This is a genomic window from Fulvivirga sp. (genome assembly GCF_040220315.1).
Classification (GTDB): domain Bacteria; phylum Bacteroidota; class Bacteroidia; order Cytophagales; family Cyclobacteriaceae; genus Fulvivirga.
On sequence record NZ_JAVJUY010000113.1, the window covers coordinates 1 to 14,121 of the forward strand.

The following is a 14,121-nucleotide window of genomic DNA, read 5'->3' on the forward strand; positions in this document are numbered from 1 at the left end:
AAAATTGTACTATCCGGTTTAATTGATGCTCAACAAGAAAACTTGATCAGCGTGGACAATGAAATGTCATTAAAGAATATAGCTATTGACAGTATATTCTACGTTTTTGAAAATTTCAATCAAACATTCCTCGAAGACAAACACCTTCAAGGTAAAGTAGATGCTAAAATTATTTCTACCCTTACTTTTGACTCATTTTTAAGATTAAACCCAAGTAGTTTAGAGAGTAAAATCGCTACGACCATTAGAGGTGGTGAGTTGAACAATTTTGCGCCTATACTAAGACTTGAGAGATACGTAGATGATGAAAAGCTAAGCCATTTGACTTTCTCTGATATTTCCACGGATATTCTCATTAAGGATAAGACCGTATATTTTCCTGAAATTGAAGTTAACTCTAATGTTAGCTCACTAAATATATCTGGTACTCATACGTTCGATCAGCGTATTAATTATAAAATTATTACCCCGCTCAGAAGAAAAGAGAAAAGAGATAAAGACGAAGCCTTTGGCGCAATAGAAGAAACAAGCTCTGGAAAAACGTTGGTCCATTTAAAAATTACAGGCACAACCAGTAACTACGCGGTTGCTTACGATAAGGAAGCGGTTAAAAATAAAATTGTTTCAGATCTTAAAAAAGAAATGGAAGAATTGAAGGAAGCCTTTAAAAACAAAGGTCTCAAGGAAAAGAAAAAAGTTGAGCTTGAAGAAGATGATTATTTCGACTGGGAAGAGAACAACTAATTATTTCTTAATATAACCTTCAAAGTCATTATGGTCCTTGGCAAAAAGTTCTTCCTTTGAAAGGGACTTAAAATAATCATACGTGATTTTTAAGCCATCTGCTCTACTCACTTTCGGCTCCCAGCCTAAAATTTCTCTGGCTTTATCGATGTTTGGTTGACGTTGCATTGGATCATCTTTAGGCAGCTCTTTATATACTATTTTCTGATTAGTACCAGTCAGTTTAATAATCTCTTCCGCGAATTGAGAAATGGTTATTTCGTCAGGGTTGCCAATATTTACAGGATAAACGTAATCGCTAAATAACAACCTGTAAATTCCTTCAATTAAATCGTCAACATAACAAAATGATCTTGTTTGTGACCCATCACCGAAAACGGTAAGATCTTCACCGCGAAGGGCCTGGCCAATAAAAGCTGGAAGCACTCTTCCGTCATTCAGTCGCATTCTAGGACCGTAAGTATTAAAAATCCTTACAATCCTTGTTTCCAAACCATGATATGTATGATATGCCATGGTCATTGCTTCCTGAAACCTCTTGGCTTCATCATATACGCCTCGAGGACCGATCGGATTTACATTACCATAATACTCTTCCGTTTGAGGGTGCACCATTGGGTCGCCATATACTTCCGAAGTGGAAGCTATCATCATTCTGGCTCCTTTCGCTTTAGCAAAACCTAGTAAATTATGAGTACCTAGTGATCCAACCTTTAAGGTTTGAATGGGTATTTTAAGATAATCAATCGGGCTAGCTGGCGATGCAAAATGTAGTATATAATCAATGTTACCGGAGACATATACATACCTTGAAACATCGTGGTGGTAAAACTCGAAATTCTTGTTACCAAATAGGTGTTCAATATTTTTAATATTACCTGTTATCAGGTTGTCCATGGCTACTACCTGAAATCCTTCCTTTACAAACCGATCGCACAAATGTGACCCAAGGAATCCAGCAGCTCCGGTGATTAATATTCTTTTACCCATTAATAATTGTTCTGCCTATACTGTAGTATGCAAAGCCTAATTCACCCATTTCATTAGGACTATAAAGGTTTCTGCCATCAAAAATTACTTTATTATTCAACAATGAATGAACACGATCGAAATCCGGAGTTCTGAAAACAGGCCATTCGGTTGCAATCAATAAGGCATCCGCTCCTTCAAGGGCGTGATACTGATCATTGCAATAAGTTATTTTGTCACCTATTACACCTTCTACATTCTCCATTGCTTCAGGATCATAGGCACGTACTTTTGCTCCCAATTTAACAAGCTCATCTATATTATAAAGTGCTGGTGCTTCTCTTATATCATCAGTGTAAGGCTTAAAAGAGAGCCCCCATAGAGCAATTGTTTTACCTGAAAGATCTCCAGAGAAATAATTTTTTATTTGAGGTATAAGCTTTGTTTTCTGTTTATCGTTAACATTCATTACAGATTTGAGAATGTCGAACTCATAATTAACGTCTTGAGCAGATTTCGCCAACGCTTGAACGTCTTTCGGGAAGCAACTTCCACCATAACCAATACCAGCGAACAAGAATCTTTTACCTATACGCGAATCAGTACCAACACCTTTACGAACTGCATCTACATCGGCTCCAAGCAATTCGCACATATTGGCTATCTCATTCATGAAAGTAATCTTCGTTGCCAAGAATGAATTAGCCGCATATTTCGTTAATTCGGCAGATTTTTCATCCATATAAATTACCGGATTTCCCTGACGTACGAGCGGAGCATACAATGTGTCCATGATCTTCTTTGCCTTTTCTGACTTTGTTCCCACCACAACTCTGTCTGGTTTCATGAAATCTTCAACGGCAACACCTTCCCTAAGAAATTCCGGATTTGAAACTACATCAAAATCTACCTTGGCATTTTCTTTTATTTTGGCCGTCACTTTTTCTGCAGTACCAACGGGCACAGTACTTTTATCTACTATAACTGCATAGTCTTTAAGAATAGGGCCAAGATCTTCTGCTACTTTTAATATATACTTTAAGTCCGCTGAGCCATCCTCACCAGGAGGTGTAGGTAACGCCAAGAATATTACTTTGGCTCCTTCTATCCCTTCTTTCAAATTGGTTGTGAAATGTAAGCGACCCTGCTTGATATTTCTTTCGAATAAAGCTTCTAGTCCGGGCTCATAAATAGTGATTTTACCATTATTCAAGCTCTCAACTTTTTTCTCGTCTATATCGATACAAGTAACAGTATTTCCTGTTTCGGCAAAACACGTTCCTGTTACTAAACCTACATATCCTGTACCTACTACAGCTACTTTCATAATTTCATTTATTTTCTAAACGCCTGCAAAAATAGGTTTTTAAATGTTTAAATGCCTTGATATAAAATAACTTTTCTCACTTCACAACCTAACCAAACTAACATTCGTTTGGGTAAGTGTTTATAATCGTTAGTTTTGCAGACCATAATAATTAATTTTTGAAAATGAATACAGTTTTAGAAGCACCTGAAGGAATAGCTTTCCAGGAAAATGAAAATCAAAAAATGATCGCTCAAATGATCAAAGATTTTGGTGAAAAGGAAATTAAACCTCATATGATGGACTGGGATGAATCTCAGGAGTTTCCAATGCAGTTATTTCACAAACTCGGTGAGTTAGGACTTATGGGGGTTTTAGTGCCGCAAGAGTATGGTGGATCAGGATTTGGATATCATGAGTATGTAACGGCAATTGTTGAATTGTCAAAAGTTGACAGTTCCATAGGTTTATCAATGGCCGCCCACAACTCACTATGCACAGGCCATATATTACAATTTGGAAACGAGGAGCAAAAACAGAAGTACTTGCCCAAACTTGCAAGTGGAGAATGGATTGGAGCATGGGGTTTAACTGAACCTAATACAGGATCAGACGCGGGTAATATGCGAACTGTGGCAGAAGCAGATGGCGATTACTATGTGTTGAATGGTGCCAAAAATTTTATAACACACGGCAAATCAGGACATGTGGCTGTAGTCATTGCCCGTACAGGTAAGGTTGGAGATTCACGAGGTATGACTGCTTTTGTAGTGGAGCGAGGAACCCCTGGTTTTTCTGGTGGAAGGAAAGAAAATAAACTGGGCATGCGTGCCTCCGAGACGGCAGAAATGATTTTTGAAAACTGCCGTGTGCACAAGAGCCAGGTTTTAGGAGAAGTGGGTGAAGGCTTCATACAGTCAATGAAAATATTGGACGGAGGAAGAATTTCGATTGCTGCACTTAGTTTGGGAATTGCAGTAGGTTCTTTCGAAGCTGCTTTGCAATACTCTAAAGAACGAGAACAATTCAATCAGCCAATTTCAAAATTTCAGGCAATTGCATTTAAACTAGCTGATATGGCCACAAAGATTGAGGCTGCCAAATTATTAATAATGCAGGCGTCTGAATTAAAAAATCATGGCAAACCAATGACAAAGGAGTCTGCTATGGCTAAATATTATGCTTCAGAAATTGCAGTGGAAGCTGCCAATGAAGCTGTTCAAATCTTTGGTGGTTATGGTTTTACAAAAGATTACCCTGTAGAAAAATTCTATAGAGACGTAAAGCTTTGTACCATCGGTGAAGGTACTTCTGAAATTCAAAAATTGGTTATTTCGAGAGACCTTTTAAAATAACTGACCTTTTTTTTAAGCAATTAGGTTTTATAGATAAGTGGGGCGTGCGTTCCACTTATTTTTTTGATTGTTTTAAAATATCAGACAAAACAACTAAGTTTGCAATCCAAATTGAAGGGAGGTGGTAATATATTATGATAATCATTAACGTAAAAGAAAACGAATCTATTGACAAAGCTCTTAAGAGATTCAAAAAGAAGTTCGAAAAAACTGGTGTTTTAAAAGAACTTAGATCAAGAACATTTTACGAAAAACCTTCAGTAAAGAGAAGAACCGAAGTTATTAAAGCAAAATACATTCAGGATAAATACGCGGAAGAAAATTACTAAACCGCAAGTTATTCCTGCATTAATTGATTAAATTAGTACTACCACGATAGGAGTTGGTAGTACTTTTTTTATGCAGGAAACTTTCATCAAATACCTTCAATATGAAAGGCGCTACAGCCGGCATACGATCCAATCCTACCAGAATGACCTTTCCCAATTAGCGACTTTTTTAAACAGGGAATTTGAAGTTACTGATCTGGCTGAAGCCAATCATTCATTAATAAGAAGTTGGATTGTCAACCTTGTTGAAGCAGGTCTGCAACCAAAATCCATCAACAGAAAAATAGCATCCATCAGAGCTTATTATAAGTTCTTGATGAAACAAGGTGCCATATTAAAAGACCCCACTTCAAAAGTTAAAGTTTTAAAGACAAGTAAGAAGCTCCCTCAGTTTGTAAATGAACAAGACATGAACTTACTGCTGGACAACTGTGAATTTGAAAAAGGATTTACAGGGTTACGGGACAGGCTCGTGCTTGAGCTTCTATACGGTACCGGAATAAGACTTTCGGAACTGATAGAAATAAAACCGAGAGATATTAATTACGAGAACGAAACAATTAAAGTACTTGGTAAACGAAACAAGGAAAGAGTTATTCCTTTTGCTAAAACTCTAGGGCATTTGCTTAAAGAATATTCTCTTGAGAAAAAGAAACTATTTACTACAGAATTAGATGGCACTCTGATCGTTACAGATCAAGGAGCAAAGGTTTACCCAATGTTTATTTACAGATTGGTTAAAAAATATTTAAATTTATTTACAACGATAGATAAGCGTAGTCCACATGTGTTGCGTCACACATTTGCTACGCACCTTCTCAATAAAGGAGCTGAATTGAATGCGGTGAAAGATTTACTTGGACATACGAGTTTGGCGGCAACGCAAGTTTATACACATAACTCTCTTGAGAAGTTAAAAAAGGTCTTTGACCAGGCGCACCCTAAAGCTTAAATTATTATTAACCCTAAAAAAGAACGATTATGAAGCTACAGATTCATTCTATCCATTTTGATGCTGATCAAAAACTTATTGACTTCATACAAAAAAAGACTGATAAACTAGAAACTTTCTACGACCGTATTGTTGACGGTGAGGTCTTTCTAAGAATAAATAATACGGGAATTGAGAATAAAACAGTTGAAATAAAATTAAACATTCCGGGCAATCAATTATTTGCAAAGGAAGAAGCAAAATCATTTGAGGAAGCCACGGATGAGGCAGTAGAGGCACTACGAAGGCAAATACGAAAAATAAAGGTGAAGCAAATGGCCCACTAACAAAAAAGGCTTCCAAATTGGAAGCCTTTTTTGTTGCAAACTTGCGCCAACTTAAGCTCCAAGTACATTTCTAATTACTGTTTGGAATCACACCTCAATATCACATATCCAAACCAATTGAAAATAACCATATGAAAGTGCAGATTAAATCTACATTTAGCTTCCTTTTTTTATTTCATTCTACGCCTAGGTTAAGTTATCAATAAACACGAGTCTTTTATTATTCGTTAATTGAAATCAACCATTCCTTAAGATACAATTATGTTAATTTTATATATCAATTGATAATTGATCAATTAACATCCAATAATTTTAAGGGTTAAATCTTACTTGTTTTTATGAAACTAGTCTCTGCATTTAGTCTTTTTCTAATCTTAATTCTGGGATGTTCTGAAACAAAAGAAAAGAACGTGCCTGGTATTTGCATCTCTTTTGACGACCGGTACGTTGAGGAATGGTATGATCTGCGACCGATGTTTGAAAAGTATGATGCAAGGGTGACATTCTTTATAACGCAGTTTGATTCTCTTACCACCACTGAAGTAAACATGCTTCAAAAACTGCAGAGCGATGGACATGAGATTGGTAACCATGGTGCATTGCATGTACTTTCTGAATATTATATTAAGGATAATTCTTACGACACTTATTTAGAAAATGAGATTATAGCTAATAAAGATGCTTTAAACCATTACAGTTTTGATGCCACTTCATTCGCCTATCCCTATGGTGCGAAACATTGGTTTACCGATTTTTTAATATCAAGCCACCATAGTGCCCTACGCTCAGATGTACCTGTGAATAAAGAAAAAGACCTAACACTGATGGATGAAATTTATTTTGATTTTGATGGTAGTAATGAGTTCTATTCTGTTGGATTTGACTACAACTATGAACTAACTGAGACGATGATTGCCAATGCCCTGACACGAGCTAAATTGAACAATGAAGTGCTATGCCTCCACGGCCACGGACCTGCTGAACAAGGAGACTACCATTTTTCGATAGAAACATTAGAGTTTATTTTAAAAGAAGCAAGAAGGTTAAAGCTTGAATTTTTTACTTATTCTGAATTGATAAGTGAGTAGTTGTAATTCCCACTTATGCGCTTTTGTAAAGCGTGCTGATTTTATTTATTCATCCCAATCGAGTTAAATTAACACTATTCTGCGATCCATTAAAGTTAAAACTTGCGCTACTATTTCAACAATACTCTGAACCTTATATATTTACGCCTGGTCTTTATATTAGACGCTTCACTCTACGCCTAGATTAGCTGGCTATTTCTTTTCGAAATAGACCGTTTCTAATTCTTCGACCTCGTTAAAAAAATTATCTGAAGTAATCAAAGGCAAATCAAAATGCAAGGCACTGGCAATAATAATACTATCTGACAATTTCAATCTATAAGATTTTCTAAGATTGATAATACTGCTCTTAATTGCGCTGTTAATATCTACGATCACGCGGTTTGACGGAAAATCATGTATACTTTTTTCTTCTGAGTTTGACAACTTGAGCTGGCGCGTATCTGTGATGCGTGACTTATTCTTTCTAAACTTTCCTTATTTACAACACTCATTACCTAGCCACGTTGCAATTTGCACTCGTTACAAACGAGCGCTAGCAAGATAGCAGGATGGCTTTGGTAGTATTTTTCAATTTAAAACCGTGCTGACGCACGTGTTCATTTTAGATCGTAGGATCGCTATCGCTTAACCTACGACCAGTTGGGGTGAGGCTGTAGAAGCCCTTCGAAGGCAAATACGAAAAATAAAGGTGAAGCAAATGGCCCACTAACAGAAAAGGCTTCCAAATTGGAAGCCTTTTCTGTTTTATTATACTAGCATCAATCAAATTCCAAAAGCAGATTTAACCTTGTCTACATGGTCCAGCTTTTCCCAAGGGAATAACTCTACTTCCATTTCAATTTTTTCTCCACTGGCAGAGATAAACTCTTTCTTTACAATTTCATTTTCCCTTCCCATGTGGCCGTAAGAAGCAGCCTCAGAATAAATAGGATTTCTTAGTTTTAATCTAGTCTCAATTGCGTAAGGTCGCATATCGAAAATTTCACTGATTTTCTTAGCTATTTCACCATCGGTCATATCAACCTTTGCAGAACCATACGTGTTAACAAAAATTCCCATAGGCTCAACAACACCTATCGCATAAGACACCTGTACTAAAATTTCGTCAGCGATACCAGCCGCCACCATATTCTTAGCAATGTGCCTTGTCGCATAAGCTGCTGATCTATCTACTTTTGAAGGATCTTTACCAGAGAATGCACCACCCCCGTGTGCGCCTTTACCACCATACGTATCAACAATAATTTTTCTTCCTGTTAGACCAGTATCACCATGCGGCCCCCCAATCACAAATTTGCCCGTTGGATTGATGTGGTACTTAATCTGATCATTAAACAGCTTTTGAAGCTCAGGCTTTAGTTGAGCCTTCACTCTAGGAATCAACACTTCAACAATATCTTTTTTGATTGTCTTTAACATCTCTGCTTCAGAAGCAAAGTCATCATGCTGGGTAGAAACCACGATGGCTTCAATTCTTTGGGGAGTATTATCATCAGAATATTCAATAGTTACCTGAGATTTTGCATCCGGGCGCAAGTAAGTTAATTCCTTACCTTCTCTTCTAAGCTTAGCCAGCTCGATTAATATCTTATGTGACAAGTCGAGTGCCAAAGGCATGTAATTCTCTGTCTCATTAGTTGCATAACCAAACATCATCCCTTGATCACCGGCTCCTTGTTCTTCAGGGTTAGATCTATCGACACCTTGATTGATATCAGGAGATTGTTCGTGAATAGCCGATATAACACCACATGAATTACCATCAAACATATATTCACCTTTGGTGTACCCTATTTTGTTAATCACTTCACGAGCGATTTTTTGAACATCCAAATACGCGTTCGACTTCACCTCGCCACTCAATACAGTAAGGCCAGTTGTTACTAACGTTTCGCATGCCACTTTAGAATCTTTATCGAATGCTAAAAAGTTATCGATAAGTGCATCTGAAATCTGATCTGCAATTTTATCCGGGTGTCCTTCTGAAACAGACTCTGAGGTAAACAAATAAGGCATCTATTTTCTATTTATTGTTGTCATTAATTAAAGTGCGCAAATTTAGAGCAATTAGCATTGATAATAAAATCAATTATGCTCTAAAGTTATTTGCCCGCATATAGTAAAAATACAGTAGGTATTTTATGCAGATCGATATTTCTGTTTTGCCAATTTGCTGCGGTATCTGTTACAACAAATTCTTCTTTCCCTGTAATATCCTTGGCCACACAAATTTTGGTTGACGGATGGCATGCTTTGCTTAGGGTAGCAAGCAGTTGGTTATTCCTGTAAGGTGTTTCTATAAAAATTTGTGTTTGATTCTTTTTACCAGATTCTGCTTCCAACGCTTTTATTTCCTTCTCAAGTTCTTTCTTATCGATTGGTAGATATCCATGAAAACAAAACTTCTGGCCATTGAACCCGGAACCCATTAAAGCCATAAGAATTGAAGAAGGGCCCACTAATGGCACCACTTGAATTTTATTCCGTTGTGCCCATTCCACTGCCAGAGCTCCAGGATCAGCTACCCCCGGGCAACCAGATTCGCTAATAATACCAACATTCATTCCTTTCGACAAAGGCTCAAGCAGCTTTCCAAGTCTTTGTGAGTCGGTTTTTTTATCGAGTATCTCGAACTTTAATTCTTCAATAGTAAGGCCCAGCTTAAGTGAACTAATATACCTTCTAGCCGTGCGAACATTCTCAACAAGAAAGTATTCAGTATTCTTAATCACCTCTTTTACCTGTTCTGGTATGGTATTTAGACTATTTTCAGCAATAACTGTAGGAACCAAAAATAATTTCCCTTTCATTCTACTGATTTAAAAAGGCATTTAGCGTTTCTATAAATTCTTCAGGTTTTTCCGCATGTACCCAATGACCTGCACCTTTAATAGTAACCAATTTAGAGCCGGGAAACGTCTCGTCTATCAATGCAAAATCAGATTCTTTAATATAGCCTGACTTCTCACCGTTAATAAAAAGTACAGGTTTGGAATCTGCCAGACTTCCATTTAATCCAGCGCCAATTATTTCAATATTTTTGGTGAGTACTGGTAAATTAATTTTCCAGCTAAATCCATTACTATCTCTATTCAGGTTCTTTAATAAGAATTGCCTCACTCCTAACTCAGGTACATACTCACTTAACTGTGTGTCAGCGTCTCCCCTTGATCCAAGTTCATTTAAATTAAGGTTATTTAAACCTTCAAGTATTCCGTCATGATGAACCGGATAACTCTTAGGAGCTATATCAACTACTATTAACTTCTGCCACTCATTTGGGTAATTTACAGCATATTGCATGGCCACTTTACCACCCATCGAATGCCCCAGAATAATAGGGTTTTTAATAGAATGCTGATCGATAAAATCACTCAAATCATCAGCCATCGTGGGGTAATCAAAAACATCACTGTGTGGTGATTGCCCGTGATTCCGCTGATCTACAGAATAGACATGATAATCTTCAGCTAGTATTTTGGCGATTGAAAGCCAGTTATCAGAAGAGCCAAATAAGCCTTGCAGAATAATTAATGGCTGACCTTCGCCCATTTCACGATAAAATAATTCCATGCGATAAAAATATTTTTGTAAACTTAATAGAATAAAGATTAACTCTTAATTGGATATACTTTTCATTAATGTCTATATTGAAACAAACCCTGTAAACATGAAATTAGTTAACTCACTCCTTTGTTTCTGCCTAATTTGCTTTAGTTGCATTGCTTTGGTTGCCCAAGAGCAACTAAGAAAGTTGCCACCTAATATTAATCAGCCATCTGTAAATTTATACGCACCTGCCTTGAGTGGTGATGGCGAAACATTAGTATATCTCTCTGATTATACAGATGATGGTAGCCTATCCATGCATTTTACCACTAGAAAAACAATTTCTTCCTGGAACGAACCTACCGAGGTTTCTAAAGTGGTCAATCGCCCTACATTAAATTATCAGGGGGGTTATTGTCTGTCTTTTGATGGGCAATTACTCATTTTCACTTCCCGTAAATCTGGGTTGGGTGGCTTTGAGCTATGGTACTCTGAGCGACAAGGAGGAAATTGGGGAGCACCAGTAAATTTTGGGAGACCGATTAATTCGGCTAGCAATGAAGGTACTCCCAGTTTATCTCCAGATGGTGAGAAACTTTATTTTATGCGATGCGATGGCATGACAGAGCTAAAAGGGGCAAAAGGTTGCCAAATTTATGTATCTACCAAGCGATATGGCAAATGGCAGGAGCCTGAACTTTTACCTGTTGCCATTAATACGGGCAATTCACAAAACCCAAAGATATTAGCTGATGGAGAAACTCTTATTTTCTCGTCTGACCAAATGGGAGGCAAAGGTGGTCTTGATTTGTTTATGAGCAAAAATCTGGGTGGTACATGGACTCAGCCAGTACCCATGGATTTTATAAATACCGATAAAGACGATCAATTTATAAGTATACCCTCAAAAGGAAGGTATGCATTTGCCGCACAAAACACCGGGCGTGAACATCAATTGGTTGAGGTATTACTCCCTGATGAGTTTAAACCCAAAAAAGTGATGCGTATTGAAGGCATTGTAACTGATAAGAGTACGGGCGAGCGGGTTGATGCCAAACTCCTAGCTTTTAACGTTGACTTAAGAGATAGGATATGGAACGATAATATTGGCGAAAAAGGGGAGTTTGCACTGGTTCTCAACGAAGGAAGCACTTACGATCTATCCGTATTACACCCGAACCCAGAATATCAGTACTTTTCGAAAATTTATAATCTCGAAACGGTCGGCAGAAGAGACAAGGAACGCCTCAAAATTGAGCTTGTTCTATTATCCAGAGGTCTTGAATTTCAATCTGATATCTTCTTTAAAGAAGCATCAAACGAAATAGATGATCGTTCTACCTATGAATTAAGGAGGTTGAATGATATGATTCGTAAGAATGAGTCGATAAAAATTGAAATAACTGTTCATCAAACAAATTATAAAGAAGACTCTATCCAATCTGACGAAGATTTAACGGAAGTAATGATAGATTCTACGTACTTAGAAAAGGAAGTTCTTGTACCTGCCGCTATAGATAGTTTAGCACCTGCTTCAGCATATGATAGTACTTCACTCGCTTCGAATGAAAAGGATTCAACTTCGATGGATATCGTTGCAGATACTATATCCATTGCAAATGAACCACAGATTAAAATTGTGAGGGAGTTAGTAATTAACAAAACCTACCACAACGACCGAACTAAACAACAGGGTGAGAATATAAAAGCTTACTTCGTTGAAAAAGGGGCGAGTGAATCCTACATCATTATCAAATCCAAAAAAAGTAAACAAGCCGTTGAACCTGAGGAAGGTGAACAGGATGTAAAGGTTACTATTAAGATACTTTCTCTTTAATTAGCCTCGTGCATTGGCACAACAACAAGTGTTTGGTCCCACATCAGGATCATATCAATCTCATTATGCATTTGCTCAAAATCTATTGTGAATTGTTCAAATGTGCTTTTAGTTGAGATAGCGGAAACTTCTACATTCACCACATCTGTTGAAGGGTCTCTGGCCGCTTCACCTGAGAAATCTACACCCCAACCAGGGATGGTACTGTTGAAAATGATATTCCAGCTGTCTTTTTCAGGGATGGTAAACAAAGAATAGGTTCCTTTCGGCAATTCTTCGTTGCCAATCATTAAATCTACATTGGTAGTAAATGTTGTGGCCTCATTTGCTCCTGTTCTCCATACTTTGCCATAAGGCACTAGGCCTCCAAAAATCTGTCTATTCTTTTTATATGGCCTGCCGTATTTCACTTCAATATTTATTGAATTTTGATCATATACAGCGTTACCTTCCGGGCTGAAAGACTTAGTATAAATTCTCATACCGATAAACGCAGCCGCTACTATGGCAATTAAAATACCTGCAACAACAATTAACTTCTTCATAAATTCTATCTCGTGAAATACAGTTACGCCAATTATAGCCTTTTTGTTGCAATACAACTATTAGCATGTAATGAAATGGGACTTACTACGGAAATTAAAAATTTCATAACTTCAAGGCCTATTAATTAAAACTTATTATGAAGAAAATTTATCTGATTGTTTTTTCAGCCATAATTATCTCATGTGGTCCAAAGTCCAATTATGAGGAAGCATACAATGGCATTAATGAAGAAAGTATAAAGAAGCGAGTAGCAACATTGGCTTCTGACGAATTTCTGGGAAGGAAACCTTTTACAGAAGGCGAAACAAAAACCATCAATTACATTAAAAGTGAGTTTGAAAAAATTGGTTTGAAACCTGGAAACGGTGATAGTTATTTTCAGGAAGTGCCAATGGTGGAGCTTACCGCTTCAGTTAAAGACTCATTGATGACATTCAAATCAGATGATTCTAATATCGAGCTCACTTATTGGGATGACTTTGTTGCTCTTACACGAAGAGTAACGGACTCAATATCTGTTGTTGATTCTGAAATGGTTTTTGCTGGTTATGGAATAATTGCACCTGAATATCAATGGAACGACTATGAGGGCATTGATGTGAAGGGTAAAACTGTTGTAGTTCTAATTAACGATCCAGGGTTTGGAATGGAGGACAAGTCATTTTTCAAAGGAAATGAGATGACATACTATGGCCGATGGACTTATAAATATGAAGAAGCAGCGCGCCAAGGTGCTGCGGCTTTAATTATTATACATGAAACTGCTCATGCTAGCTATCCATTCGAGGTAGTGCAAGGTGGCTGGAGTGGCGCTAATCTTTATTTAGAAAGTGCTGATGGAAACATGAGCAGATGTGCTGTAGAGGGTTGGATTTCCTCTGAAAGTGCCAACAAGATGTTTGCAGCAGCTGGTAAAGAAGGGTATGATTATTATGAAGAAGCTAGAAAAAAGGAGTTTGAGCCTTTTGAGTTAAATCAAAAAATGAGTGTCTCTTTGAAAAACGCCATTAAGAAATCTGTTTCTAATAATGTTATCGGCATATATCCAGGAACAGAACGCCCCGAAGAAACAATCATCTATTCTGCGCATTGGGATCATTTTGGAGTAGGGAAAGCG

Annotated in this window: 13 protein-coding genes and 2 pseudogenes; 8 read left to right on the plus strand and 7 right to left on the minus strand. The window is 37.3% G+C overall.

Annotation, left to right across the window (positions count from 1 at the left end):
* Positions 1 to 744 (plus strand): annotated as a pseudogene (locus RLO81_RS05270) (AsmA-like C-terminal region-containing protein); the annotation flags it as partial.
* Here RLO81_RS05270 and RLO81_RS05275 read toward each other — a convergent pair.
* Positions 745 to 1,734, minus strand: coding sequence for a UDP-glucuronic acid decarboxylase family protein (locus tag RLO81_RS05275; RefSeq protein ID WP_350108258.1), 990 nt, complete (start codon positions 1,732 to 1,734; stop codon positions 745 to 747). It lies immediately after the preceding pseudogene.
* Positions 1,727 to 3,040 (minus strand): UDP-glucose dehydrogenase family protein, encoded by a 1,314-nt coding sequence (locus tag RLO81_RS05280; protein ID WP_350108261.1) that lies wholly within the window; start codon positions 3,038 to 3,040, stop codon positions 1,727 to 1,729. The genes RLO81_RS05275 and RLO81_RS05280 overlap by 8 nt, the downstream gene beginning before the upstream one ends.
* Positions 3,041 to 3,204: 164 nt before the next feature.
* On the opposite strand from RLO81_RS05280, the gene RLO81_RS05285 reads away from it, so the two are divergent.
* From RLO81_RS05285 to RLO81_RS05305, 5 genes are all read left to right on the plus strand, one after another.
* The gene (locus RLO81_RS05285) at positions 3,205 to 4,374 is read left to right on the plus strand and encodes an acyl-CoA dehydrogenase family protein (RefSeq protein ID WP_350108264.1); all 1,170 of its coding nucleotides are present in this window, start codon (positions 3,205 to 3,207) and stop codon (positions 4,372 to 4,374) included.
* A gap of 134 nt (positions 4,375 to 4,508) precedes the next feature.
* On the plus strand, positions 4,509 to 4,703 hold the full coding sequence (gene rpsU, locus RLO81_RS05290; protein ID WP_350108267.1) for a 30S ribosomal protein S21: 195 nt from the start codon (positions 4,509 to 4,511) through the stop codon (positions 4,701 to 4,703).
* Between the two features lie 70 nt (positions 4,704 to 4,773).
* Entirely contained in the window at positions 4,774 to 5,655 is an 882-nt protein-coding gene (locus tag RLO81_RS05295; RefSeq protein WP_350108270.1) for a tyrosine-type recombinase/integrase, read from the plus strand.
* Between the two features lie 29 nt (positions 5,656 to 5,684).
* The gene (hpf, locus tag RLO81_RS05300) at positions 5,685 to 5,981 is read left to right on the plus strand and encodes a ribosome hibernation-promoting factor, HPF/YfiA family (protein ID WP_205722462.1); all 297 of its coding nucleotides are present in this window, start codon (positions 5,685 to 5,687) and stop codon (positions 5,979 to 5,981) included.
* 338 nt (positions 5,982 to 6,319) lie between these two features.
* Positions 6,320 to 7,069: a polysaccharide deacetylase family protein gene (locus RLO81_RS05305; RefSeq protein ID WP_350108273.1), complete on the plus strand. Its 750-nt coding sequence runs from the start codon at positions 6,320 to 6,322 to the stop codon at positions 7,067 to 7,069.
* 192 nt (positions 7,070 to 7,261) lie between these two features.
* Here RLO81_RS05305 and RLO81_RS05310 read toward each other — a convergent pair whose 3' ends face one another.
* From RLO81_RS05310 to RLO81_RS05325, 4 genes are all read right to left on the minus strand, one after another.
* Positions 7,262 to 7,495 (minus strand): PIN domain-containing protein, encoded by a 234-nt coding sequence (locus RLO81_RS05310; protein ID WP_350108276.1) that lies wholly within the window; start codon positions 7,493 to 7,495, stop codon positions 7,262 to 7,264.
* A gap of 339 nt (positions 7,496 to 7,834) precedes the next feature.
* Positions 7,835 to 9,088, minus strand: coding sequence for a methionine adenosyltransferase (metK, locus tag RLO81_RS05315; protein ID WP_350108279.1), 1,254 nt, complete (start codon positions 9,086 to 9,088; stop codon positions 7,835 to 7,837).
* Between the two features lie 86 nt (positions 9,089 to 9,174).
* Positions 9,175 to 9,882 (minus strand): SAM-dependent methyltransferase, encoded by a 708-nt coding sequence (locus RLO81_RS05320; RefSeq protein WP_350108282.1) that lies wholly within the window; start codon positions 9,880 to 9,882, stop codon positions 9,175 to 9,177.
* Between the two features lies 1 nt (position 9,883).
* Positions 9,884 to 10,645 carry an alpha/beta fold hydrolase gene (locus RLO81_RS05325; RefSeq protein ID WP_350108285.1) on the minus strand — a complete coding sequence of 254 codons (762 nt, stop codon included), beginning with the start codon at positions 10,643 to 10,645 and terminating at the stop codon, positions 9,884 to 9,886.
* Positions 10,646 to 10,742: 97 nt separating this feature from the next.
* Between RLO81_RS05325 and RLO81_RS05330 the strand changes: the two genes are divergently transcribed.
* Entirely contained in the window at positions 10,743 to 12,458 is a 1,716-nt protein-coding gene (locus tag RLO81_RS05330; RefSeq protein WP_350108288.1) for a TolB family protein, read from the plus strand.
* On the opposite strand, the gene RLO81_RS05335 is transcribed toward RLO81_RS05330, so the two are convergent.
* Positions 12,455 to 13,003 carry a DUF2911 domain-containing protein gene (locus tag RLO81_RS05335; protein WP_350108291.1) on the minus strand — a complete coding sequence of 183 codons (549 nt, stop codon included), beginning with the start codon at positions 13,001 to 13,003 and terminating at the stop codon, positions 12,455 to 12,457. The genes RLO81_RS05330 and RLO81_RS05335 overlap by 4 nt on opposite strands.
* A gap of 137 nt (positions 13,004 to 13,140) precedes the next feature.
* On the opposite strand from RLO81_RS05335, the pseudogene RLO81_RS05340 reads away from it, so the two are divergent.
* A pseudogene (locus RLO81_RS05340) lies at positions 13,141 to 14,121 on the plus strand (peptidase M28); the annotation flags it as partial.

Excerpts from the sequence above, each read along its gene's own strand:
- RLO81_RS05275 (WP_350108258.1), bottom strand. The coding sequence starts at position 1,734 with ATGGGTAAAAGAATATTAATCACCGGAGCTGCTGGATTCCTTGGGTCA.
- RLO81_RS05280 (WP_350108261.1), bottom strand. The coding sequence starts at position 3,040 with ATGAAAGTAGCTGTAGTAGGTACAGGATATGTAGGTTTAGTAACAGGA.
- RLO81_RS05285 (WP_350108264.1), top strand. The coding sequence starts at position 3,205 with ATGAATACAGTTTTAGAAGCACCTGAAGGAATAGCTTTCCAGGAAAAT.
- rpsU (WP_350108267.1), top strand. The coding sequence starts at position 4,509 with ATGATAATCATTAACGTAAAAGAAAACGAATCTATTGACAAAGCTCTT.
- RLO81_RS05295 (WP_350108270.1), top strand. The coding sequence starts at position 4,774 with ATGCAGGAAACTTTCATCAAATACCTTCAATATGAAAGGCGCTACAGC.
- hpf (WP_205722462.1), top strand. The coding sequence starts at position 5,685 with ATGAAGCTACAGATTCATTCTATCCATTTTGATGCTGATCAAAAACTT.
- RLO81_RS05305 (WP_350108273.1), top strand. The coding sequence starts at position 6,320 with ATGAAACTAGTCTCTGCATTTAGTCTTTTTCTAATCTTAATTCTGGGA.
- metK (WP_350108279.1), bottom strand. The coding sequence starts at position 9,088 with ATGCCTTATTTGTTTACCTCAGAGTCTGTTTCAGAAGGACACCCGGAT.
- RLO81_RS05320 (WP_350108282.1), bottom strand. The coding sequence starts at position 9,882 with ATGAAAGGGAAATTATTTTTGGTTCCTACAGTTATTGCTGAAAATAGT.
- RLO81_RS05325 (WP_350108285.1), bottom strand. The coding sequence starts at position 10,645 with ATGGAATTATTTTATCGTGAAATGGGCGAAGGTCAGCCATTAATTATT.
- RLO81_RS05330 (WP_350108288.1), top strand. The coding sequence starts at position 10,743 with ATGAAATTAGTTAACTCACTCCTTTGTTTCTGCCTAATTTGCTTTAGT.
- RLO81_RS05335 (WP_350108291.1), bottom strand. The coding sequence starts at position 13,003 with ATGAAGAAGTTAATTGTTGTTGCAGGTATTTTAATTGCCATAGTAGCG.